The organism is Rhizobium sp. 42MFCr.1, from assembly GCF_000377185.1.
Lineage (GTDB): Bacteria > Pseudomonadota > Alphaproteobacteria > Rhizobiales > Rhizobiaceae > Rhizobium > Rhizobium altiplani.
This window is the reverse complement of the sequence record NZ_KB897828.1, coordinates 95,469-118,855: the sequence shown is the minus strand read 5'-3', so window position 1 is coordinate 118,855 and position 23,387 is coordinate 95,469. Positions and strand designations below refer to the sequence as shown.

The 23,387-nt window shown below is 60.1% G+C and carries 20 protein-coding genes and 1 pseudogene; 9 read left to right on the top strand and 12 right to left on the bottom strand.

What is annotated here, in order from left to right; translation table 11 throughout:
* Positions 1 to 207 precede the first annotated feature (207 nt).
* Complete coding sequence (locus C934_RS0113465) at positions 208 to 1,410, top strand: pyridoxal phosphate-dependent aminotransferase (protein WP_018857205.1); 1,203 nt, start codon at positions 208 to 210, stop codon at positions 1,408 to 1,410.
* A 72-nt stretch (positions 1,411 to 1,482) separates the two neighbouring features.
* On the opposite strand, the gene C934_RS0113460 is transcribed toward C934_RS0113465, so the two are convergent.
* Entirely contained in the window at positions 1,483 to 2,577 is a 1,095-nt protein-coding gene (locus tag C934_RS0113460; protein ID WP_026371794.1) for a calcium:proton antiporter, read from the bottom strand.
* Positions 2,578 to 2,807: 230 nt separating this feature from the next.
* Here C934_RS0113460 and C934_RS0113455 point away from each other — a divergent pair, with 230 nt between their 5' ends.
* On the top strand, positions 2,808 to 3,089 hold the full coding sequence (locus C934_RS0113455) for a DUF2188 domain-containing protein (protein WP_007534149.1): 282 nt from the start codon (positions 2,808 to 2,810) through the stop codon (positions 3,087 to 3,089).
* Between the two features lie 27 nt (positions 3,090 to 3,116).
* On the opposite strand, the gene C934_RS0113450 is transcribed toward C934_RS0113455, so the two are convergent.
* The gene (locus C934_RS0113450) at positions 3,117 to 4,028 is read right to left on the bottom strand and encodes a LysR family transcriptional regulator (RefSeq protein ID WP_026371793.1); all 912 of its coding nucleotides are present in this window, start codon (positions 4,026 to 4,028) and stop codon (positions 3,117 to 3,119) included.
* Positions 4,029 to 4,120: 92 nt separating this feature from the next.
* Between C934_RS0113450 and C934_RS31945 the strand changes: the two are divergent.
* Positions 4,121 to 5,130 (top strand): annotated as a pseudogene (locus tag C934_RS31945) (NAD-dependent epimerase/dehydratase family protein).
* A gap of 40 nt (positions 5,131 to 5,170) precedes the next feature.
* Here C934_RS31945 and C934_RS0113440 read toward each other — a convergent pair.
* The 5 genes from C934_RS0113440 to trxB all read right to left on the bottom strand — a co-directional run bounded on the left by C934_RS0113440 (position 5,171) and on the right by trxB (position 9,998).
* Complete coding sequence (locus tag C934_RS0113440) at positions 5,171 to 5,974, bottom strand: aminoglycoside phosphotransferase family protein (protein WP_018857202.1); 804 nt, start codon at positions 5,972 to 5,974, stop codon at positions 5,171 to 5,173.
* 72 nt (positions 5,975 to 6,046) lie between these two features.
* Positions 6,047 to 7,171 (bottom strand): alkene reductase, encoded by a 1,125-nt coding sequence (locus C934_RS0113435; RefSeq protein ID WP_018857201.1) that lies wholly within the window; start codon positions 7,169 to 7,171, stop codon positions 6,047 to 6,049.
* Positions 7,172 to 7,268: 97 nt separating this feature from the next.
* The gene (locus C934_RS0113430; protein ID WP_018857200.1) at positions 7,269 to 7,562 is read right to left on the bottom strand and encodes an ArsR/SmtB family transcription factor; all 294 of its coding nucleotides are present in this window, start codon (positions 7,560 to 7,562) and stop codon (positions 7,269 to 7,271) included.
* A gap of 541 nt (positions 7,563 to 8,103) precedes the next feature.
* Complete coding sequence (locus C934_RS0113425; protein WP_018857199.1) at positions 8,104 to 9,000, bottom strand: LysR family transcriptional regulator VtlR; 897 nt, start codon at positions 8,998 to 9,000, stop codon at positions 8,104 to 8,106.
* 23 nt (positions 9,001 to 9,023) lie between these two features.
* Entirely contained in the window at positions 9,024 to 9,998 is a 975-nt protein-coding gene (gene trxB, locus C934_RS0113420; RefSeq protein ID WP_018857198.1) for a thioredoxin-disulfide reductase, read from the bottom strand.
* A gap of 234 nt (positions 9,999 to 10,232) precedes the next feature.
* Here trxB and C934_RS0113415 point away from each other — a divergent pair, with 234 nt between their 5' ends.
* From C934_RS0113415 to C934_RS0113405, 3 genes are all read left to right on the top strand, one after another.
* A complete protein-coding gene (locus C934_RS0113415; RefSeq protein WP_018857197.1) occupies positions 10,233 to 10,700 on the top strand; it encodes an Lrp/AsnC family transcriptional regulator in 468 nt (155 codons plus the stop codon).
* Positions 10,701 to 10,802: 102 nt separating this feature from the next.
* Positions 10,803 to 11,612 carry a glycosyltransferase family 2 protein gene (locus tag C934_RS0113410; RefSeq protein WP_018857196.1) on the top strand — a complete coding sequence of 270 codons (810 nt, stop codon included), beginning with the start codon at positions 10,803 to 10,805 and terminating at the stop codon, positions 11,610 to 11,612.
* A 17-nt stretch (positions 11,613 to 11,629) separates the two neighbouring features.
* A complete protein-coding gene (locus C934_RS0113405; RefSeq protein ID WP_018857195.1) occupies positions 11,630 to 12,655 on the top strand; it encodes a glycosyltransferase in 1,026 nt (341 codons plus the stop codon).
* A 9-nt stretch (positions 12,656 to 12,664) separates the two neighbouring features.
* Here the strand turns inward: C934_RS0113405 and C934_RS0113400 are convergent, their stop codons facing one another.
* Together C934_RS0113400 and greA are read right to left on the bottom strand one after the other, a co-directional pair.
* Positions 12,665 to 13,714, bottom strand: a complete 1,050-nt coding sequence (locus C934_RS0113400) for a glycosyltransferase family 4 protein (protein WP_026371792.1) — start codon at positions 13,712 to 13,714, stop codon at positions 12,665 to 12,667.
* Between the two features lie 31 nt (positions 13,715 to 13,745).
* Positions 13,746 to 14,222 (bottom strand): transcription elongation factor GreA, encoded by a 477-nt coding sequence (greA, locus tag C934_RS0113395; protein ID WP_018857193.1) that lies wholly within the window; start codon positions 14,220 to 14,222, stop codon positions 13,746 to 13,748.
* Positions 14,223 to 14,993: 771 nt separating this feature from the next.
* Between greA and C934_RS35630 the strand changes: the two genes are divergently transcribed.
* Positions 14,994 to 15,443: a hypothetical protein gene (locus C934_RS35630; protein ID WP_245267950.1), complete on the top strand. Its 450-nt coding sequence runs from the start codon at positions 14,994 to 14,996 to the stop codon at positions 15,441 to 15,443.
* A gap of 57 nt (positions 15,444 to 15,500) precedes the next feature.
* Here the strand turns inward: C934_RS35630 and carB are convergent, their stop codons facing one another.
* Both carB and C934_RS0113380 read right to left on the bottom strand, forming a co-directional pair.
* On the bottom strand, positions 15,501 to 18,986 hold the full coding sequence (gene carB, locus C934_RS0113385) for a carbamoyl-phosphate synthase large subunit (RefSeq protein WP_018857191.1): 3,486 nt from the start codon (positions 18,984 to 18,986) through the stop codon (positions 15,501 to 15,503).
* Between the two features lie 171 nt (positions 18,987 to 19,157).
* Positions 19,158 to 20,186, bottom strand: coding sequence for a zinc-dependent alcohol dehydrogenase family protein (locus C934_RS0113380; RefSeq protein ID WP_018857190.1), 1,029 nt, complete (start codon positions 20,184 to 20,186; stop codon positions 19,158 to 19,160).
* Between the two features lie 159 nt (positions 20,187 to 20,345).
* Between C934_RS0113380 and ypfJ the strand changes: the two genes are divergently transcribed.
* Positions 20,346 to 21,263 carry a KPN_02809 family neutral zinc metallopeptidase gene (gene ypfJ, locus C934_RS0113375; RefSeq protein WP_018857189.1) on the top strand — a complete coding sequence of 306 codons (918 nt, stop codon included), beginning with the start codon at positions 20,346 to 20,348 and terminating at the stop codon, positions 21,261 to 21,263.
* A gap of 40 nt (positions 21,264 to 21,303) precedes the next feature.
* On the opposite strand, the gene C934_RS0113370 is transcribed toward ypfJ, so the two are convergent.
* Positions 21,304 to 22,299: an aldo/keto reductase gene (locus tag C934_RS0113370; protein WP_026371791.1), complete on the bottom strand. Its 996-nt coding sequence runs from the start codon at positions 22,297 to 22,299 to the stop codon at positions 21,304 to 21,306.
* Between the two features lie 109 nt (positions 22,300 to 22,408).
* On the opposite strand from C934_RS0113370, the gene C934_RS0113365 reads away from it, so the two are divergent.
* The gene (locus C934_RS0113365) at positions 22,409 to 23,314 is read left to right on the top strand and encodes a LysR family transcriptional regulator (protein WP_018857187.1); all 906 of its coding nucleotides are present in this window, start codon (positions 22,409 to 22,411) and stop codon (positions 23,312 to 23,314) included.
* The last annotated feature ends 73 nt before the right edge of the window (positions 23,315 to 23,387 follow it).

Sequence of the window (23,387 nt, the reverse complement as noted above, 5' to 3'; positions counted from 1 at the left end):
ACTGATTCAAGCACTTCGCAAAATGATTCAGCCAGCCAAACGCGCGAGCTCGCGAATCAGGACGCTGGGTCAGGCGATTGATCACGAAGAATCATTGGCACCATCACGCCTTTGCGCTTGAAATGCCTGCCTACATTGGACATAGAGCTTAGCGCAGAATTCCGGTCCCGGCTTTTCTGCCCAAATCAACCGTATAGGACCGATATCATGGCCTTTCTTGCCGATGCTCTTTCCCGTGTGAAGCCTTCAGCCACCATCGCCGTTTCCCAGAAAGCGCGCGAGCTGAAAGCAAAAGGACGCGATGTGATCGGCCTCGGCGCCGGCGAGCCGGATTTCGATACGCCTGATAATATCAAGAAGGCTGCCATCGACGCGATCAACCGCGGCGAGACGAAGTATACGCCGGTCTCCGGTATCCCTGAACTCCGCAAGGCGATCGCCGCGAAGTTCAAGCGCGAGAACGGCCTGGAATATTCGTGGGAGCAGACGATCGTCGGCACCGGCGGCAAGCAGATCCTTTTCAACGCCTTCATGGCGACGCTGAACCCGGGCGATGAAGTCGTCATCCCGGCGCCGTACTGGGTATCCTATCCGGAAATGGTCTCGCTGTGCGGCGGTACGCCCGTCATCGTTTCGGCGACGCAGGAAAACAACTTCAAGCTCCAGGCCGCCGACCTCGACAAGGCGATCACGCCGAAGACGAAGTGGTTCATCTTCAACTCGCCGTCCAACCCGTCGGGTGCTGCCTATACGCATGACGAACTGAAGGCCTTGACGGACGTGCTGCTGAAGCATCCGCATGTCTGGGTGCTGACGGACGACATGTACGAGCACCTGACCTATGGCGACTTCAAGTTCGTCACGCCTGTCGAAGTCGAGCCGAAGCTCTACGACCGCACGCTGACCATGAACGGTGTTTCGAAGGCTTACGCGATGACCGGCTGGCGTATCGGCTACGCAGCAGGCCCGATCCAGCTGATCAAGGCCATGGATATGATTCAGGGCCAGCAGACCTCAGGTGCGACCTCGATCGCCCAGTGGGCTGCCGTCGAAGCGCTGAACGGTACGCAGGATTTCATTCCCGCGAACAAGAAGGTTTTCGAAGGCCGCCGCGACCTCGTCGTGTCGATGCTGAACCAGGCAAAGGGCATCACGTGCCCGTCGCCGGAAGGCGCCTTCTACGTCTATCCGTCCTGCGCCGGCCTGATCGGCAAGACCGCGCCGTCGGGCAAGGTGATCGAGACCGACGAAGACTTCGTTTCTGAACTGTTGGAGAGCGAAGGCGTTGCCGTCGTTCATGGCTCGGCATTCGGCCTCGGCCCGAACTTCCGCATCTCCTACGCGACGTCGGAAGCGTTGCTCGAGGAAGCCTGCAAGCGCATCCAGCGCTTCTGCGGCGCCTGCAAATAGTCAGAACTATCTCGAAACAAAAGCCCGCCGGAGACGGCGGGCTTTTTGTTTGCAGGATTGGAGTTGGCGGTGTCAGAGATCCAGCGCCGACAGCATCAGGAACGTTACAAAAAGGATGAAGTGCGTCATGCCTTCGATGGCGTTGGTCTCACCGTCGTTGAGGTTGATGGCCGCCGCAATCAGCGTAATCGCCACCATCACGGTCTGCACCGGCGTCATCGCCATGATGAACGGTTGGCCGGTGTAAAGGGCAATGGCCTCCATGACCGGAACCGTGAGGATGACGGTCGATAGCGACGCGCCCATGGCGATGTTCACGGTCGCTTGCATGCGGTTTCGCAGCGCCGCGCGAAGGGCCGTCAAGATCTCGGGCGACGCCGAGATCGCTGCGACAACGATGGCGGTCAGGACAACGGGAGCGCCAGAATTCCGCAGGCCTTCCGTCATGAAGGTCGACATGAATTCCGCGAGCAGGCCGATGATGACGACCCCAACCAGGATGGTTGTGATCGACGCGGTCGTGGAGTCTTCGATCGAGTGCTCATCCGGATCGCCTTTCCGCTCGCTGCGAGGATAGGCGTAGCTGAAGAAGTAACTGTGCTGACCGACCTGCATGCGCAGGAAGAGTGCGTAGAGGGCGATCATCGCCAGGATGGTGAAGGCGGAGTAGTAGTGCCACTTTTCCGCCGGCACGAATTCCGGAACGATCATCGAGATACCCATGGCGGTCAGGATCATCACGCCGTAGGTCTTGCCCGAGTTGTCGTTGTACGGCTGCTCGCCGTGCTTCAAGCCGCCGAGCAGCGCGGCGAGGCCGAGTATGCCGTTGATGTCGAGCATCAGGGCTGAATAGATCGTGTCGCGCACGAGCGTCGGAGAGCTTTCGCCGGTCATCATGATCGCGAGGATGATCACTTCCACTGCAACTGCCGACAGCGTCAGGATCATCGTGCCGTAGGGGTCGCCGACCTTGATCGCGAGAATCTCCGCATGGTGGGCGACACGGATTGAGGCAAGGACGATGGTGGCGACGAGCCCGGCAGCGGCGATCAGCGATATCTCACGCCCCATTTCAAGAAATGCATGTTCCGACACATAGGCGATAGCCGCGACGCCTATCGCCAACACCAGGAACGTTTCGTCTTTCAGCCGCGACGCGATTTTCACGGAAAGCTCCGAGTTCGATTCATCCGACAAGTCTAAAACGATGATTTTGCATGGCAAGCTAGTGAGCGGAGGGAGTAAGTTTGCAGTCTTGAGAATTTAATGGAATACTAACGCATCGGTCAGCCGGAAGCATATCGCGGCGCCCTCTCGTTTCCTCCAACGCGGCCCGCGCACTGGATGCCATCCGGTCAGTATTCGAGCGCGAAACAAGAAGAAGAGGAGTGAGAGGCATGGTCAAGGTGGTCTACGAGGTCGTTCCTCACGACGGAGGCTGGGCCTACCGGTTGGGCGGTGTCTACTCCGAAGCATTCCCGACACACTCCGAAGCGCTTGAGGCAGCCCGTATCGTTGCAGCTGAACAGCAGGTTGGCGGTGATTCCGCCGAGATCAGCTGGCAGGATGACAAAGGTAAATGGCATGAGGAGTATGCCGAAGGCGGAGACCGGCCGGAGACTGAGGTTGTCGACGGCACCTGGAAAAGCCATTCCAGCGAAGCCTCGCCGCGCGCATGAGCACAGGGGTCATCATCCATGTGATGATCAACCCCGGCGTTTATGCGCAGTTCCCTTGGTGTAATTCAACAGGCCGTCTACCAGCGCGTCGAACGTGACGCGGTAGCGGCGTGCCGTTTTGATCCCTTCGTGCGTGACGACCCACGTGTCGAGGGGTATCCGGAAAAGTTCGGGCAGAACCGGCAACAGATCTGGGTCCTGCGCGGCGATGCCCATCTGGCAGATTCCAATCCCCAGACCCGCACGAATGGCCGAGATTTGCGCGAGCGGGTTGTCGCTCTTGAACGCAAAGACGAGATTGTCTGGCAATGGAAAGCGCGCCATCATGGTCCTGATATAGGCTGTCTGCCGGTCGAAGCCGACGAGGCGATGTCGTGCGAGGTCGGCCATCCCCAGTGGTGCGCCGTGTTGCGCCAGGTAGCGCCGGTGGGCGTGAAAGCCGAGCGGTATCTCTCCGATGCGGCGGCCGACAAGTTGATCCTGGGTCGGCTCTGCCATCCGGACGGCAATATCCGCCTCCCGATTGAGAAGGTCCTCGATCGCGTCGGACGCCGAAAGCTCGATGTTGAGATCGGGATGGGCAGCCATCAGCGGTGCAAGGATGGGAGGCAGTACCTCGACGCCGATGACCTCGCTGGCGCTTATCCGGACGGTGCCGGCAACCTGCTCTCGATGTCCCGAGGCAGTTCGCAGCAGGGCGGCGGATGTCGCTGCGAGCGTTTGGGCATAGGGTTTCAGTTCAAGGGCTGCATCGGTTGGCAAGAGACCGTTCGGCGAGCGGACGAAGAGTTGCGAGCCGATTGAATTCTCGAGCGCATCGATGTGCCGTCCGACGGTCGGCTGCGTCAGGCCGAGGTCACGTGCCGCCGCAGAAAGCGACCCGTGTTCCAGCACAGCCAATAGCGTCCGGTACAAATGCCAGTCCGGTTCTCTCCTCATGCATTTATGTATATCTGCGACACGAGATTCGTCAATTTCGTTTATCTGAAAATGCCCGCATGATTGGCTCAGTTCAAATTGTGGAGATCATCATGACTGGGCAGAACGGACAGGTTGCTCTGGTACTGGGTGCAACAGGCGGGATCGGAGGGGAGGTCGCTCGGAAGCTCGCCGCGTGCGGTTGGCATGTGAGGGCGCTGAACCGCGATGCAGCGAAGGCTCGCGCGAAAGCGCCCGACTTCGAGTGGGTCCAAGGCGACGCGATGAACGCCGAGGATCTCGTGACCGGGGCGCGCGGCGTCAGCCTTATCATTCATGCTGTCAATCCGCCGGGCTACCGCGATTGGGAAAAGCTCGTTCTCCCGATGCTCGACAACACCATCGCCGCTGCACATTCGGTTGGTGCGCGCATCGTTCTGCCGGGCACGGTCTATAATTTCGGACCGGATGCCTTTCCGGTTCTCGGGAGGATAGTCCACAGCAGCCCGTGACGATGAAGGGAGCGATCCGCGCCGAAATGGAACGGCGACTGGAGATTGCCTCGCGCAGTGGCGCGCGCGTCATCATCGTTCGGGCCGGCGACTACTTCGGGCCGGGGGCTGCCAACAGCTGGTTTTCGCAAGGCATGGTCACGCCGGGAAAGTCGGTCGAGGCCGTCAAGAACCCGGCCCGGCCGGGTGTCGGACACCAGTGGGCGTACCTGCCCGATGTTGCTGAGACGATGATCCGTCTGGTCGAGCGTGGTGATCGCCTTCCGCCCTTCGCCGTGTATCACATGGATGGCTTCTGGGATGCCGATGGCAGCCAGATGGCCGCTGCAATCAAGCGGGTTGTCGGCAGTAGGATAAAGACGCGGGCCTTCCCGTGGTGGATCGTGCCTCTGGCCGCCCCGTTCGTCACCTTCATGCGCGAGTTGAAGGAAATGCGGTACCTTTGGCGCGAGCCGCTGCGGATGTCGAACGAACGGTTGGTTGCCGAACTCGGCAGCGAGCCTCATACCCCGATCGACGACGCTGTTCGTAGCTCCCTGGTCGCACTCGGGTGTCTGGCGGCTGAGCCGAACGAACTCGAGGCTCGCGCGTCCGCGCAGGCGGTGTATTAGTGTTGTTTTTGCCTGCCTCGGCGAGGCTCCTACGGCGTGCCTATCCCTGCTGTAGTTCGGCAAGCGCAATGCGCGCGACTGCGAGGGGGCTTTGGGCCAGTTCCGTCGATCCGCCGCCCAGAAACCAGGCCGCCGACAAGCCGGAATAGGCGACTATCCATTGCAGCAGCCGTTTCGGCTCTAGGCCAGTTTCGGTCGCGACGATCCGGAGTTGCCTCTGCAGACGGCCCGGGGAAGTGACTGTCGGAAGATCTGGGTTGGCGAAGATGTTGGCGTAGTCGAAGCCACGCTCGCCGATGAGGCCTTTGGGGTCGATTGCCAGCCAGCAGTCCTCGCCGAAATCGAGGATGTTGCTGTGGTGAATGTCGCCGTGCAGGACCACGGGATCGCTGATATTTCCAAGCAGTATTCCAGCGATGTGGTTGCACTCGGCCAGAATGCCGTCATGGGCACGTGCTGCCGGCTCCAGGTCACGAAACCAGCGGGCCAGTGGAGTGAGGTCCGGCAAAGGCTGTTCGCGTGGGGCGTGAAGTTCTGCGACGGTGCGGCACATGATGCGGGTCGCCGTATCGTCCGCGCCGTCCATTGCCATTCCCAACAGCGAGCGATGGCCCATTGCACGCTCGAGCAGAACTGCCTCGTTGTCGTGGGCGTAGACTTTCGCTGCCCCGATGCCACCCCACCATTGCATCAAAGCGCCGCCAGCCTGCTCGGCCTCGTCATTGGAGATTTTCAACATGGCGGGTTTGCCGTCCCGGAGAACGGGCAGGAGGTGGCTGGAATGAGTGATGATCGGTTCGCCGTCGACGGTCAGTCGCCAGCGCTTGATGTACGACTCGAACATGGCGCCATGTTAGCTAGGCGCTAGAAGAAGAAAATCCCGCCGAATGGCGGGATTCCGTTGGCACTTGATGGTTCAGGCGGCCTTTTCGATCACGGGATAGTCGATGTAACCCTTTGGTCCGCCGCCGTAGAAGGTGGCCTGCACGGGCGTATTCAGTGGCAGGTTCTTTTCCAGACGTCCCACGAGATCCGGATTGGCGATGAATGGCTTTCCGAAAGCGACGAGATCGGCGCGGCCGCTCTCGACGGCATCAATCGCCAGGTCCCGGTCGTAGCCGTTGTTGACCATCCACTTCGCCTTGCCGCCAGCCTTTTCATAGGCCTGGCGCAGAGCCTTATAGTCGAAGGCGGCGTTGGTGCCCTGCTTGAAGTCGCGGTCGCCGCCGGTCTGGCCTTCGATGACGTGAATATAGGCAAGATCATATTTCGCCAGGCCTTCGATGACATGGGTGAAGAGCGCTTGCGGGTTGGAGTCGTAGCTCTCGCCCGAAGGCGTGACAGGCGAAATGCGAATGGCTGTACGGCCTGCGCCGATTTCCTTGGTCACGGCGTCTACCACTTCGAAAGTGAAGCGGGCGCGGTTTTCGATCGAGCCACCATACTGATCGGTGCGGTCGTTGACGCCGTCGCGCAGGAACTGGTCGAGCAGGTAGCCATTTGCACCGTGAATTTCCACACCGTCAAAGCCAGCGTCGATCGCGGCGCGCGCAGCTTTGCGGTAATCCTCGATGATGCCCGGGATTTCCGAGGTTTGAAGGGCGCGCGGCTCGGAGGTATCGGCAAAGGCGCCAGTGCCATCGTCATTGACGAGGTACGTCTTGGCCTTGGCGATGCGGTTCGTCGAAGAGACGGGCTTGCCGCCGTTCGGCTGCAGCGTCGTATGCGAGATACGGCCGACATGCCACATCTGCACGACGATCTTGCCTCCTGCTGCGTGGACGGCATCCGTCACTCGCTTCCAGCCGTCTAGCGCTTCCTTCTTGTAAAGCCCGGGAACGTCCGCGTAACCCTGACCCTGATGTGTGATGGCCGTTGCCTCGGTGATGATGAGGCCGGCCGTCGCACGCTGGCGGTAGTATTCGACGTTCAGGTCGTTCGGAACGGCACCCGGCGAGCGGTTGCGCGTCAGCGGCGCCATCACGATATGGTTCTTGATGGCAATGTCGCCAACCTTTGTCGGTTCGAAAAGCTTGCTCATGAGAGTCCTTTCTTGGTGCGGGAGGATCACTCGGCCGAGGCCGAAGATGGGGGAGGAGGTTACGATGCGAGCCCAATTAGGGCCGCAGCCGCATACGCTACAGATCCTTCGAAAGTTGCTTGAGGAAAGCCGCGATGGTCTCCTCATTGCGCTTGTAGAAGATCCACTGCCCAACGCGTCTCGTCGTCACAAGCCCTGCTCTGTTCAGGGTCGCGAGATGCGCTGATACGGTCGACTGAGACAGGCCGCAGCGCTCAAACTGGCTGGCGCAGACGCCCATCTCAAACGGATGTTCCTGTGTGGAGAAATGCTCCTCAGGTTTCTTCAGCCAGTTCAGAATTTCCATCCGGGTCGGATGGGCGATCGCCTTCAGGATCTCGTCTTTTTCCATCGTCGTTCTTCGAATTATAAATCGTCCGTAGACGATATATGGATCGGCAACACTCGATATGCAAGACACGACGGCGTGATTTGCTGCTCTTTCGGATCTGGCTAAATTCTGGGCAAAAAAAGAGGGCCGCCGAAAAATCGGGGCCCTTTAAAGGTGTGAAGGTCAATAAACCTCCAGAGGGGAACAGCTAACGCGGTGGCACTGGGAGAGAAGCCACGAAATGCATCAGCTGAGTGGGATATGCTGCTTCAAGAGGCAGATTGCAATGCATGTTTGCGCATGCCTGCTATGCGCTGCACAATTTTCTGCTGCAATGCGAAAAAATCGGGCAAAAAAAGAGGGCCGCCGAAAGATCGGGGCCCTTATAGGTGTGAAGGTCAAAACCTCCAGAGGGGAACAGCTAATGCGGTGGAACTGGGAGGAAAAGCCACCGTGTGCATCAGCTGTGTGCGATATGGTGCTTTAATGAGCAAACGGCAACCCCAGTTTATGCATGCCAGACATGCGCATATTGCACAGCTTGTATTTCTAGGGTGAGCAACTAGAAGTTCCAGTTGCGTGCCTTGCTGACGATGAAGTCGCGGAAAGCCTTCAGCTTGGCGGCATTTTTCATTTCGTCAGGATAGCAGAAGTACGTATCAAACGACGGAACGTCAGCGTTAATCGGCAGCTGGATGAGGCCAGGATCTCGTCCGACGATGTAGTCGGGCATACAGGCAACGCCCATGCCGAGCAGGCATGCGCGCTTGATCGAGGTCTGGCTGTTGATCTGCAGATGCGGGATGCGCTTGTTGTCGGACGAGCGTCCAGCGACCTCAAGCCAGTTGACATCGAGCAGGTAGCTCGGCGCGGGCTCGCCAAAGGTAATGATACGATGGTTGTCGAGGTCCTCGACCGTCTGCGGCTCGCCATGGCGGTTGATGTAGGAGGGGGCCGCATAGACGTGCATGTGAACGGTGAACAGCTTGCGCTGGATCAAGTCGGATTGCACCGGCTGGCGCAGGCGGATGGCGCAATCCGCGTAGCGCATGTTCACATCCACTTCCTCGTTGTCGAGGATCAACTGGATCTGGACATCCGGGTAGAGCTGCATGAACTCCTGGATCTTGTCGGTCAGCCAACCCTGGCCAAGGCCGACCGTCGTCGTTACGCGCAGCTTGCCGGTCGGCGTTTCCGTCGTCTCGGTTAGCTGCATCTTCACGGTTTCGAGCTTCAGGAGCACGTCGTGGGCGGTGCGATAAAGCAGTTCGCCCTGTTCCGTCAGAATCAGACCGCGCGCATGGCGGTGAAAGAGCTTTGTGCCGACATCCTGCTCGAGTGCGCTGACCTGACGGCTGATCGCGGACTGGGACAGATGCAGTTTATCCGCCGCATGCGTGAACGAACCCGCTTCGGCAGCTGCGTGAAAGATACGCAGCTTGTCCCAATCCAATGGCATTCCCCCACCCCTCATAGCCGGTCCTACTCTGCGGCCACGGCGACGGGCATATGGCCCGTCAGATATCGTTCGGCTTCGAGAGCTGCCATGCATCCCAAGCCGGCGGCGGTGATCGCCTGGCGGAACGTGTCGTCGGTCACGTCACCAGCGGCATAAACGCCTTCGAGGCTGGTCGCCGTCGAATCCGGTGCGGTCCAGAGATAGCCATTATCCTTCAGCTTCAGCTTGCCCTTGAAGAGCTCGGTTGCCGGGGCGTGTCCAATAGCAACAAAGACGCCGTCGACCGCAACCTCGGTGATCGCACCCGTGCGCGTGTCGCGCAGGCGAGCGCCCGTAACGGACGGCGGCATCGGCGGCTTGGCCGGCGTGCCGGTGATTTCAGCGACCTCGGTGTTCCAGAGGACCTTGATGTTCTCCTTCGAGAACAGCCGTTCCTCGAGGATTTTCTCCGAACGGAAGCTGTCGCGGCGGTGAACGACCGTCACCGACTTCGCGATGTTGGAGAGGTATAGCGCTTCCTCCACGGCACTGTTGCCGCCGCCGACGACGATGACGTCCTTGTTTCGGTAGAAGAAACCGTCGCAGGTCGCGCAGGCCGAGACGCCGAAGCCCTGGAAATGCTGCTCGCTCTCGATGCCCAGCCACTTTGCCTTGGCGCCGGTCGCGATGATCAGGGTATCGGCGGTCCAGACTTGGCCGCTGTCGGTGCGGGCCACGAACGGGCGCTGGTTCATCTCGACTTCGGTGACGATGTCGTTGACGATTTCGGCGCCGACATGCTTTGCCTGCTGCAGCATCTGATCCATCAGCCAAGGTCCCTGGATGGGATCGGCAAAGCCCGGATAATTCTCCACATCCGTGGTGATCATCAGCTGTCCGCCTTGCTCCATGCCGGCGATCAGCACTGGCTTCAGCATTGCACGGGCTGCATAGACGGCAGCCGTGTAGCCGGCAGGGCCGGAGCCGATAATGAGCACCTTGGTGTGGCGGGCGGACATGGGTATTTCCTTTCGACTGTCGGGAGAGCGGCGGCTAAGAGGCGAATGAGGCCGTTTCGCGATCCATTCGCCATTTATGAACGTCCAGTGCTTTTATTCAAGGGCAGCCCTGCGTTACCAACAAGGCTTTCTCGGCGCGCTGTGCAACAATCCATCGCCGTGTTGAAACTTTCTTGCGAATTCCGTCGCTTTATATAGAAGCTGGCGACCAGGAATTAAAGGAAGGGCAGGATTGTGCTTCGCGCCGAACTCGATGCCATCGATATAAAGATACTGCGTGAGCTGCAGGCAGACGGACGTATGACCAATGTCGAGCTCGCCGACCGCGTCGGGATTTCGGCGCCCCCGTGCCTGCGTCGCGTGCGGAAGCTCGAAGAGACTGGCGTCATCGAAGGCTATCACGCGATGTTGAACAGCCCGAAGCTCGGCTTCGACCTTGTCGCCTTCTGCATGGTCGGCCTCAAGCATCAGTCGGAAGCCAACCTCAAGGCTTTTGCCGCCGCCACTACGCAGTGGCCTCTCGTGCGGCAGGCCTGGATGGTTTCCGGGGATAGCGATTTCCTTCTGCACTGTGTTGCAGAGAACCTGACGCGCTTCCAGGATTTCGTTATCGAGGTACTGACGGCGAATGAGCATGTGGATACCGTGCGGACGATGCTGACGATCCGACAGGTCAAGCGGGTGGGCCTGGTCGAAGTCTGAGCGGCCAAGAGAAGCAGCATTGCTCTATGAATGAAACGGCTTATGCCGTAGTGAAGGCGCTTTGCTAGCTCTGCCGCGGAAAAAGACACGAAGATCATTCCAATGACCAAATTGCCCATTTCCGCGTTCATCATTTGCTTGAACGAAGAAGCGTATCTCGGCAATTGCATCGAGAGCCTGGATAAGTGCGCGGAGATTGTGGTCGTTGACTCCGGTTCGACGGACGGGACGATTGCTCTGCTGGAGTCCTATATCGAGAATGGCTGGCCGATCCGGGTGTTTCACGAGAATTGGCGCGGTTACGCAGGGCAGAAGCAATTCGCACTCGATCAGTGTACGCAGCCTTGGCGCTTGAATATCGATTCCGATGAACGGCTCGATGCACCCCTGCGGAAGCTTTTGCCGGAGCTCATTGCCGCTTCCGAGGATATTGTCGGGTGGCGGCTGGCGCGTCGCCCCTATCTGGTCGGTTACGGCTACACCCCTGTGCATGTGCACGAGCGCAGGAACCTGCGGCTGATCCGCAAGGGCAGGGGCGCATATGATCTCACGCAAGCTGTTCATGAAGGCATAGTGCCGACGGGGCGTGTCGAGGACGCAAAGTCCGGCAGCCTTCTTCATTACCGGCCACTGATCATCGATGATCAGATCCTCAAGGAAAACAAGTATTCGACCCTGAAGGCCGATCAGCACTTCGCCTTAGGCGAGGGGACGACCTTCCTCAGACTGATTTTCAGCCCGGTGCTCTATTTCTGGCGCCTTTATTTTCATAACGGTCTATGGCGTTGCGGGCCGTCGGGCTTCATAGAAGCTATGACAGGTGCTGTGTACGCCTTTCTGACGCAGGCGAAGCTGTATCAGCGTAAGGCAGCCGAGCGGCATCCGAATTTTGATGATGCGGGAAGGCACTAAGGTCCAAAGGTTCAATCATGAAAGTGATGCATTATCATTTCGGCAAGGATGGCGGTGCTGAGCGTTTCTTTGTTCATCTGGTCAACGCCCTGGCACGCCGGGGCGTCGAGCAAACCGCGGTCATCCGTCCGAACCGGCTATGGCGGAAGGACATCGAGCAGTCGTCGCGCATCATCGAAAGCAAGTTTCGAAATCTCTCACCCGACAGGATCCTATTGCCTTTGCGGGTCAAACACATGGCGCGTATGGAGAAGCCCGATGCGCTGTTTTCTTGGGCGACCCGTGGCAGCCGACTGATGCCGAACTATAAGGGATGTATCAAGCTCTCCCGTCTTGGGGATTACCCGACAAACCTCAGCTACTTTAAAAACTCCGACATTCTCGTTTGCAATACGCCTGGTATCGGCGAGCATGTGCGTAATAAGCTGGGCTGGACACGCGGCGTCGAGGTGATCTCGAACTTCACGAATACTGAACAAGTGGCGCCCGTCGATCGCGCGTCGCTGAACACGCCGGTTGATGCGCCCGTCGTGATGTCGATGGGCCGTTTCGTACCACGCAAGGAATTTGCCTTGCTGACGGCGGCGGTGGCGAAGCTGCCTGATGTCTATTTGTGGCTTGCGGGCGAAGGCGAAGAATTGGAGAACGTCAAGAAGGTCGCAGCGGACCTTGGCGTTATGGACCGCGTACGTTTTCTCGGTTGGCAGAAGGATACGCGGCCGTTCGTCGCCGCTGCCGATATTTTCGTGATGCCGTCAAAGCACGAGCCGCTTGGCAATGTCATTCTAGAGGCCTGGGCGCAGGGCAAGCCTGTTGTCTCCAGCCGCTCCGAGGGACCCTCGTGGTTCATGCGTGACTGTGACAATGGGCTACTGGTTGACATCGGCGATGCCGATGGTTTCTCGCACGCCATCGAACGGCTGATCAACGATCCGGTACTGGCCGCGAAGGTTGCTGCGGGGGGGCGGGAGACGCTGATGAAGCAGTTCTCCGAAGACGCAGTTGCCAACGCCTATCTCGAGCTTTTCAAGCGCAAGCCTTGATGTCGTCGCTTAAAGCGACCGATAAATGGCGCCAAGCTTCCGTGCTTCGCCTTCGATACTGAAGGTATTCATCGCATGAGTTCGGGAGCGGGCCGATGCCTGCTGTCGGCGGCTTTCGTCATCCATGAAGAGACTGGACGCTTGAACCATTGTACCGAGATCGTCGCGCGGGACGATGAGGCCGGTTTCGTTGGCGCCCGTTACCAGCAGTTCAGGAAACGCACCGACGTCGGTAGCGACCACGGGGACCGCCGTTGCCATCGCTTCGAGCGGTGTCAGACCAAAGCCTTCCCAGCGCTGTGGAGCAATGAAGAGGTCGAGCGTCCGATACCAGTCATTGATATTGGTGTGCTCGCCGACGAATAGAATGCGATCGGCCAGGCCTGCGGCTGCAGCGCGCGCCTTCAGCTCCTTCTCGAACTCGACGTGCTGGGATGTTGCACGTCCGGCAATAACCGCGATCCAGTCCGGTCGGGTCGGCAGCAGGCGGATCATGCTGTCGACAAAAAGATCCGTGCCCTTCTGGTGACGAACGCGACCGAAACAGCCGGCGATCCTCTTCGTGGCGTCAAGACCAAGCAGCTGTTTGGCTGTCGCCTTGTCTTCCGCCGGAGAGAAGCGGGCCGTGTCTATTCCGTGCAGAACAACGGTGTTCGGCACTTCCAGATAGTTTGCCGTCTTGCCGCTGGTCGCGATCACGGCGTCCATTCTGGAGATCAGCCATTTCGTCCAGCCGGTGTGGCGGCGCTGAGAGGCCGACGTGAAGACAATCTTCAGGGGCATGCGCAGGACATCGCGCATGAAAATGGCCGGCAGCATCTCGATGTTGCGGCGGGCGTGCCATATGCGGAAGGGCCGACAGCGCGGCGCGCGCCAAAGCTTCGGCAGGTCGCGAAAGCGAATGTGCGGCAGAGATGCTGGAAGGCCCGGGCCGAGGGTCGCAATCTTCTCGCCGAGTACGCGCTGGACCGGGATCAGCTGAATGATGGTGGAGGTGACGCCGGAGAGCCGTTTTTTGAAGTTCGGCGCAATAATCTCGACGTCACTAACATTGACGATAGCCGGTTGGCCGCGACCTTCCACGGATCAATCAGCCCCAGGAAATGGAAAGGACTTCGTAGGCCTTGGAGCCGCCGGGTGCGTTGACTTCGATCGAGTCGCCGACTTCCTTGCCGATCAGCGCGCGAGCGATCGGCGACGAGATGGAGATCCGGCCGGCCTTAACATCGGCTTCCTGATCGCCGACGATCTGATAGGTCTTTTCTTCTTCGGTGTCCTCGTCGACGAGCTTCACCTTCGCGCCGAACTTGATCTTGTCACCGGACATCTTCGACAGGTCGATGACCTCCGCGCGTGCGGTCAGGTCTTCAAGCTCGCTGATGCGGCCTTCGTTGTGGCTCTGCGCTTCCTTGGCCGCATGGTATTCGGCGTTTTCCGAGAGGTCACCATGGGCACGGGCTTCGGCGATTGCCTCGATGATGCGGGGGCGCTCCTCCTGCTGACGCCAGCGCAGTTCTTCCTGCAGCTTGACGAAACCACCCTGCGTCATCGGTACCTTATCAACCATTTTTCTGTCCTTCACTCCCCGTGTCCGCTTAGCCGCAGACACAAAAGAAAACAGGTCCCGAAGGGGAACTTCGGAACCGTGTAACAATCCTGACTGTTGTGGTTATAGCAGATCGCCACCGCTGATTTCCATAAAATTCGTATCGCTACCCGGAAGCGCTCCGTTACGACCGCAAACCTGAGCAATATTGACTTTGAGGTGGACGGTTCGCTGAGAACGCCTCTGAAGGACTGACTGGCAATTCTCTCGATGGCGCTAAAAATGATGCATATTTCGCCGTTCCCTCGGGATCGCAAAGCGTGATTCGACCGTTGGTACAGGCTCCAATGGGCTGAGGCGTCTTTGTTGGCTCTATCGCCGTCAGGAAGAACGCCGGCCGAGATACTGCCCGCATCGGCGCTGCATTGGCGTCTTTGGGTTGAATCTGTAAGCTGTACGATCGTCTTGGGCGTAGGGCTTGTTGGCGCAGGAGGGGAAGATGGGCGACAACTACATCATCAGTGCCAGAAAGCGAACGGGTGATGCATTGATCGCGGAACCCGGGCCGATCAAGTTCCTGAAGGTGCCTGATGTGCTCGACAGCTACGATGCGCGCCAGGCAGTATCCAGTGCGAAGGATTGGGTCGCCGAGGTGCAGGGGCTCGCGGATGGCGACGAGAATCCGAATTCGATCGGTCCGCGGGGCGATGTGCTTATTTTTGTGCATGGCTACAACAATGACATTCCGACCGTTCTAAAGCGCATCAGGCAGTTGCGTTCATTGGCGGCGATGTGTCCACGGATAGCCTGTCGCTTGCGAGCGACTGGAATCAGCCGATGTTCCGCCGGATCATGCGGCTCACCAACTACTCCAATCCTTTCGATTCCGTCCTTGCCGTATCCAACGCGAAGAGGCTCGGCGTTGCGCCGCGTGTCGGTCGCGTTGGGCTGCCGGCGTTGGTCAACGCTAGAGCGGTCGACGTCAATTGCGGTGAGTATTTCAATACGGTCGATCCAGCTTCGCAGCCCCAGATTGGTTCATGGACCCACTCATGGCATATCGGCAATCGGGTTTTCGCCCGCGACCTTGCGATGACTCTGGAAGGCGCTATCGATCGTCACGCCATTCCGACGCGGCGTGAAGAAGGCGGAAAGCTGATTTTGCAGGATCGGCGGCGACCGGCCTTTCAGAATGCCTGGAACGTCAAGGCGGACGCGCAGGATGCAAGGGCGCGAATCTAACGGCTCCGACGCCTCGAGAGCGGACCGGCGCGGATGGCGCGCCGGTCCAATTCTTTATTAGAAGTAGCTTTGCAGCGGACGAACTTCGAGGTTGCCAGCCCGCAGCGCCTTGATCGCCTGGGCGGCCGCCTCGGCGCCGGCCATCGTGGTGTAGTAGGGGACCTTCTGCATCAGCGTTGCGCGGCGCAGCGACTTGGAGTCGGAGATCGCCTTGTTGCCGTCCGTCGTATTGATCACGAGCTGGACCTGGCGGTTGCGGATCGCATCTTCGATGTGTGGGCGACCTTCCAGGACCTTGTTGATCTTCGTAGCCGCGATGCCGTTCTCAGCCAGGAAGCGCTGCGTGCCCCCGGTTGCCAGAACCTTGAAGCCTTCGCCGACGAGAACGCGGATGGCCGGCAGCACGCGCGGCTTGTCCTCGTCGCGGACCGATACGAAGACCGTTCCGTCACGCGGCAGTTCAACGCCGGCGCCGAGCTGCGACTTCGCAAACGCCAGCGCGAAATCGGTGTCGAGGCCGATGACTTCGCCGGTCGAGCGCATTTCCGGGCCGAGCAGTGTGTCGACGCCGGGGAAGCGGGCAAACGGGAAGACGGCTTCCTTGACGGCGATATGCTTGAGGTTGCGCGGATCCGGCTTCTGGCCGTAGGTCGAGAACAGCGCGTCGAGCTTCTCGCCGGCCATGGCGCGGGCGGCGATCTTGGCGATTGGGGCGCCGATGGTCTTGGCGACGAAGGGAACGGTACGTGAGGCGCGCGGGTTCACTTCCAGCACGTAGACGGTGCCGTCCTTGATGGCGAACTGTACGTTCATCAGACCAACGACGTTCAGCGCCTTGGCCATCGACTTTGCCTGACGCTCGAGCTCGTCGATCATCTCGTTCGAAAGGGTGCGCGGCGGCAGTGAGCAGGCGCTATCGCCCGAATGGATGCCAGCTTCCTCGATGTGTTCCATGATGCCGGCGATGAAGGCGTCGTTGCCGTCGGAGAGGCAGTCGACGTCGACTTCGATGGCGTTCGAGAGATAGCTGTCAAACAGCAGCGGGTTCTTACCGAGCAGGGTGTTGATCTGGCCGGTCTTGTCGTTCGGGTAGCGCTGCTTGATGTCTTCGGGCACCAGTTCCGGCACGGTGTCGAGCAGGTAGGTCTGCAGCTGGCCTTCCGAATGCAGGATCTGCATGGCGCGGCCGCCGAGAACGTAGGACGGGCGCACGACCAGCGGGAAGCCGATCTCGGTGGCGACCAGGCGAGCCTGTTCGACCGAGTAGGCGATGCCGTTGTTCGGCTGGGTCAGGTCGAGCTTGATCAGGAGCTTCTGGAAGCGGTCGCGGTCTTCGGCAAGGTCGATCATGTCGGGCGCAGTGCCGAGGATCGGGATGCCGTTCTTCTCAAGCGCTTCCGCAAGCTTCAGCGGGGTCTGGCCGCCGAACTGGACGATGACGCCGACGACTTCGCCCTTTTCCTGCTCCGCGCGGAGGATCTCGATCACGTCTTCAGCCGTGAGCGGCTCGAAATAGAGGCGATCCGACGTATCGTAGTCGGTCGAGACCGTTTCCGGGTTGCAGTTGATCATGATAGCTTCGTAGCCGGCGTCACGCAGCGCGAAGGCGGCATGGCAGCAGCAGTAGTCAAACTCGATGCCCTGGCCGATACGGTTCGGACCACCGCCGAGGATGACGACCTTCTTGGCGGCCGAGACTTCGGCTTCAGAGCGCAGTTCACCGACAAAAGGCCTTTCGTAGGTCGAGTACATGTAGGCGGTCGGCGAGGCGAACTCGGCAGCGCAGGTATCGATGCGCTTGAAGACCGGGCGGACGTTCAGGCTGTTGCGCAGCTCGGCGACTTCCTTCGGGCGCTTGCCCGTCAGCGTGGCGAGGCGGGCGTCGGAGAAGCCCATTGCCTTCAGCGTGCGCAGGTTCGTGGCGTCTGTCGGCAGGCCATGCTCGCGGATGCGGGCTTCCATATCGACGATCGCCTTGAACTGGGCGATGAACCACGGGTCGATCTTGCAGCCCTCGTGAACCTCTTCGGGGCTCATGCCCTGGCGAAGCGCCTGGGCCACCATGCGCAGGCGATCCGGCGTCGGTGTGCCGATCGCGGCGCGGATGGCGTTCTGGCTGGATTCGCCTTCTTCAACACCGGGGATTTCGATTTCATCGAGGCCGGTCAGGCCGGTTTCGAGGCCGCGCAGCGCCTTCTGCAACGATTCGGCGAAGGTGCGGCCGATCGCCATGACTTCACCGACCGACTTCATGGCGGTGGTGAGAACCGGCGAGGCGCCCGGGAACTTCTCGAAGGCGAAACGCGGGATCTTGGTGACGACGTAGTCGATCGACGGTTCGAAGGAGGCGGGCGTCGCGCCGCCGGTGATGTCGTTGTCGAGCTCGTCGAGCGTGTAGCCGATGGCGAGCTTGGCGGCGACCTTGGCAATCGGGAAGCCGGTGGCCTTCGAGGCAAGCGCCGACGAACGCGAGACGCGCGGGTTCATTTCGATGACGACGAGGCGGCCGTCCTTCGGGTTGACGGCGAACTGGACGTTCGAGCCGCCGGTTTCCACGCCAATCTCGCGCAGGACCGCGATCGAGGCGTTGCGCATCATCTGGTATTCCTTGTCGGTCAGCGTCAAAGCCGGCGCGACGGTGATCGAGTCGCCCGTGTGGACGCCCATCGGGTCGATGTTTTCGATCGAGCAGATGATGATGCAGTTGTCCGCCTTGTCGCGGACGACTTCCATTTCGTATTCCTTCCAGCCGAGAACCGATTCCTCGATCAGAACTTCGGTCGTCGGGGAGGCATCGAGGCCACCGCCGATGATTTCGAAGAACTCCGAGCGGTTGTAGGCAATGCCGCCGCCGGTGCCGCCCATAGTGAAGGAGGGGCGGATGATGGCGGGCAGGCCGACGACGTCGATCGCCTGGGCGGCAATCGCCATGGCGTGGCTGATGTAGCGCTGCTTGCGGTCGGTCTCGCCGAGGTTCCACTGGTTTTCCAGTTCGTCGAGCGCCTTGTCGAGTTCGGCGCCGGAGAGGCTTTCCTTCAGCTTGTTGCGCTCGGCTTCATGCGTCTTGCGGTCGGCATCCTTGATGTCGGTGGCGTTGGCGAGCATCGAGCGCGGGGTTTCGAGGCCGATCTTTTCCATCGCCTCGCGGAACAGGGCGCGGTCTTCGGCCTTGTCGATAGCGGCGGGCTTGGCGCCGATCATTTCGACATTGTAGCGGTCCAGGACGCCCATTCTCTTCAGGGAAAGCGCGGTGTTGAGCGCGGTCTGGCCGCCCATGGTCGGCAGCAGCGCGTCGGGGCGCTCCTTGGCGATGATCTTGGCGACGACTTCGGGGGTGATCGGCTCGACGTAGGTGGCGTCGGCGAGGCCCGGGTCGGTCATGATCGTTGCCGGGTTGGAGTTGACGAGGATGACGCGGTAGCCTTCCTCCTTCAGCGCCTTGCAGGCCTGGGTGCCGGAGTAGTCGAATTCGCAAGCCTGGCCAATGACGATCGGTCCTGCGCCGATGATGAGGATCGATTTGATATCTTGGCGCTTCGGCATGGGCGTTTTCCGTTTCCTAGCTGCGCAGAAAGCCGGCCAGGGTGGGAGGCACCGGCCGGGTCGCGCATATGATGGTCTTTTCAGGCTAGAAGCGGCTTATAGGCAAATGTATTTGTAAACGGAACCCCATAATTTGCGGAATCGACAGGAATTGGCAGCTCTTGTGAGAGCCTAGTCGATGCCCGGTACGACAAGTGCCCGGATCTCGCCTTTCCGGGCGGGATTGGAGATCGCTTCCACGCCCTCCTTGAAACCGATCCGGCGGGAGATTAGTGGCTCGACTTGGATCGTTCCCGACGCGATCAGTTCGGCCGCCCGCCGGTGAGTGAACGGGTTGATAAATGAGCTTACCAGCTTGATCTCTCGGAAGAGGAGATCGAACGGCTCGATTGCGACCTTCACACCCTGCGGCATGACTCCGAGGATCACGACCGTGCCGCCGCGCCGCGCAAGCCCAGGTGCCTGTTCGATCGTTTCCGCTACGCCCGCGCATTCGATGACGACATCGGCGCCTCCCGGCAACAAACCGTCGTGCGCGGTCAAGCGGGACACGATATCGCCGACCGAGGGATCCGCATTCGCGGTCGCTCCCAGCCTTTCGGCGACCCTCCGCTTCTCTTCGCTGCGGGTAACGAGAACAACCTTTGTCGCTCCCGCCAGGCGGGCCAACTGGACGACCAGCAAGCCGATCACGCCGCCGCCAAGGACGACAACCGACGAGCCCGTTCGGATTTCCGCAAGGTCGACACCGTGGATGCAGCAGGCGAGAGGTTCGCAGAAGGCGCCATGCAGAGGCGGCAGTGCCAAGGGCAGCTCGAAAGCCTGCTGCTGCGGGATGCAGACATATTCCGCAAAGCCACCGTCGCGATGGATGCCGGTCGCCTGCAGGTTATGGCAGAGATTGACGCGGCCGCGCTGGCATTCTGGACACTGACCGCATGCGATATTCGGATCGCCGGTGACGCGCATGCCTTCGCGAAAGCCGCTCACGCCATCGCCCACTCTTTCGATGATGCCGCAGAACTCATGGCCGAGCGTAACGGGCGGCTTGGAAGGAAACTCTCCGAGGAACAGATGCCGGTCGGTGCCGCAAATGCCACAAGCCTCCACACGAACCAGCAACTCGCCAACACCCGGGTCGGGACGCTCTACCTCGCGCAGAGCCAGCTTGCCCGTCGCTTCGAGCCGAAGTGCCTTCATGTCTCTCCTCCTCAGACTTCTTTCTCGCAAGGAGGCCCGAATGTCGATGTCTCGTCAAGCTGGTCCACAGTGGTGTACGGGTTCTCTCAGGTTAACTGGAATTTCCCGATCATCGAGATATATACCTACCGATCGAAGGTTTAGCCCAGGGGAACCGTCATGGAGTGGAAAGGCCGGCGTCAGTCCGACAACATCGAGGATCGTCGTGGCGATCCTTCCATGGGCGGATTGGGCAGAGGTGGAGGCTTCGGCTTTCCTACCGGCGGCGGCATGGGCCGGCGCGGCGGCGGCCTGAGCATCGGCACCATCATCTTTCTTGTTGTCATCTATTTTATCCTCAAGGCCATGGGCATAGACCTGCTGCAGGTTATGGATGGCGGCATGACGACCAACGGCCCCGCCTATGAGCAAAGCGAATCGGGAAGTCAGACACCTGCCAACGATGAAATGACCGCATTCGTTCGTACCGTTCTTGCCGAGACCGAGGACACGTGGAACGGGATCTTCCAGTCCCTTGGTCGTCAGTACGAAGAGCCTCGCCTCGTTCTCTTTTCCGGACAGACGCAGTCTGCCTGCGGCTTTGCCTCAGCGGCGACCGGTCCTTTCTACTGCCCGAGCGACCACAAGGTCTATCTCGACACGGCCTTCTTCAACCAGCTCAGCCGCCAGTTCGGCGCCTCCGGCGATTTCGCCGAAGCCTACGTCGTTGCGCATGAAGTCGGCCATCATGTTCAGAACTTGCTGGGCATCCTGCCGAAATTCAACGAGGCGCGTCAGCGGATGAGCGAGGCGGAGGCCAACAAGATGTCCGTCCGCGTTGAACTGCAGGCCGACTGCTTCGCCGGCATCTGGGGCAAATTTACCGATCAGAAGGGCATTCTCGAAGCCGGCGATCTGGAGGAGGCGCTGAACGCAGCCCAGCAGATTGGCGACGACAGGCTGCAGAAGCGCAGCCAGGGCTACGTCGTGCCCGAGAGTTTCAACCACGGCACTTCGGAGCAGCGGGCGCGTTGGTTCAAGCGTGGCTTCGACAGCGGGCAGTTGTCGGCCTGCGATACCTTCTCAGGCCCCGTGTGATTTGAGACAGCCTCTCCTTATGTGGAGAGGCTGGCCAGCATCACTTTTCACTGTCCATATGTCTGATCTGTGCGTCAGGGTAGCGTGCACCCGCCGCGGCGTCCTTCGGCACGGCGCGTTCGATGGCCGCCATATCCTCGGTGGACAATTGCACAGCGCGCGAACCGAGCGCTTCGGTAAGCTGGTCACGTCGGCGCGCGCCGACGAGGGGCACGATGTCCTGCCCGCGGGCCGCCACCCAGGCGATGGCGATCTGAGCGACAGATACCCGCTTCTCGTCCGCGATCTTTCGCAGTTCCTCGACGAGCGCGAGGTTCTGATCGATGTTGCTGTCCTGGAAGCGCGGGCTCATGCCGCGGAAATCACCGGAGCCGGTTGCCTGTCCCTTATGCCAATGTCCGCTGATCAGGCCGCGGGAGAGAACACCGTAGGCGGTGATTGAAATCCCGAGCTCACGGCAGGTTGGCAGGATCTGGTTCTCGATGCCGCGCGAGATCAGTGAATACTCGATCTGCAGATCGCAAATCGGATGGGCGCTGGCTGCGCGGCGTATGGTATCTGCGCCGACTTCCGAAAGGCCGACATGCCTGACGTACCCTGCCTTGATCATGTCACCGATCGTGCCCACCGTTTCCTCGATGGGAACGTTGGGATCCAGGCGGGCGGGGCGGTAGATGTCGATGTAGTCGACGTCGAGACGCTTCAGCGTGTAGGCGAGGAAGTTCTTGATCGCGGCGGGCCGGGAGTCGTAGCCGCTCCAGTTGCCGGCTGGATCGCGCAGGGCGCCGAACTTGACGCTGATGACGACGTCGTCCCGCTTGCGGCCCTTCAACGCTTCGCCGATCAGCATCTCGTTGTGGCCCATGCCGTAGAAGTCGCCGGTGTCGAGCAGGTTGATGCCGACGTCGAGAGCAGCATGAATCGTGGCAATGCTCTCGCTGCGGTCGGATGGCCCGTACATGCCGGACATGCCCATGCAGCCGAGGCCGATGGCCGATACCATTGGGCCGGTTTCTCCCAAACGATGCTTTTCCATTTCGTTCTCCTTCGTCACGCCGATGTTGATCGCCGGGAATAGTTTTATCGCGCCCGGCCTCGTGCGATAATCCATATGAATGCGAACGAGCTGTACGGGGAAATGCACAATGGAAGACCTTCCTCTCAATGATCTGGATGCCTTCACGGCCATTGCAAGGGAGCGCAGCTTTCGCGCCGCTGCCCGCAAGCGCGGTGTCTCCGCTTCTTCACTGAGCGACTCGCTGCGGCGGCTGGAGGAGCATGTCGGTGTTCGCCTGCTCAACCGGACGACCCGCAGCGTCACGCCGACGGAGGCTGGGGAGCGGCTGCTCCAACGCCTGACACCTGCGCTTAGCGAAATCTCCTTGGCGCTCCAGCAACTCGACGTTTTCCGTGATAGCCCGAGCGGAACCCTCCGCCTCAACGTGCCGATCATCGCCACGCGGCTTTTCCTGCCTGATCTCGCCAGCCGTTTTCTGAAGCGTTACCCGCGGATCTCGCTCGAGATCGTCGGAGAGGATACGTTCGTCGATGTGCTCGCAGCCGGGTATGACGCCGGCATCCGCTATGACGAGCGGCTTGAGCGCGACATGATCGCAGTGCCGATCGGGCCGCGCCGTCAAAGATATGTCACGGCGGCCGCGCCTGACTACCTCGAGCGCCGCGGTATCCCTGGTCACCCGCGCGACCTGCTCGAGCATGAGTGTGTCAGGCATCGTTTCCTCAGCGGAGCTGCGTTGCCCTGGGAGTTCGAGCGGGCAGACGAGACTCTAGTGATTACGCCGAAGGGGCCGATCATCGCCAACACGATCGAAATGCAAGTCTCGGCTGCGGTCACCGGGCTCGGCATCATCAGGACCTTCGAGGAGGTTCTGATGCCCGCCATCGAGAGGGGAGAATTGGTGCCGATCCTCGATGATTGGGTGACGGAATTCTCAGGTCCGTTTCTCTACTATGCGAGCCGTAAACACATGCCGCCTGCGCTTCGGGCGTTCGTCGACTTCGTCAAAGGCGAACCGCGGAAAGAGGGGTAGAATCCCCGTTTGTTCCGGTTCTCGATCAACTTAACTCGTGAGCCTATCAAAAGATTTGAAATGTTCACGGATT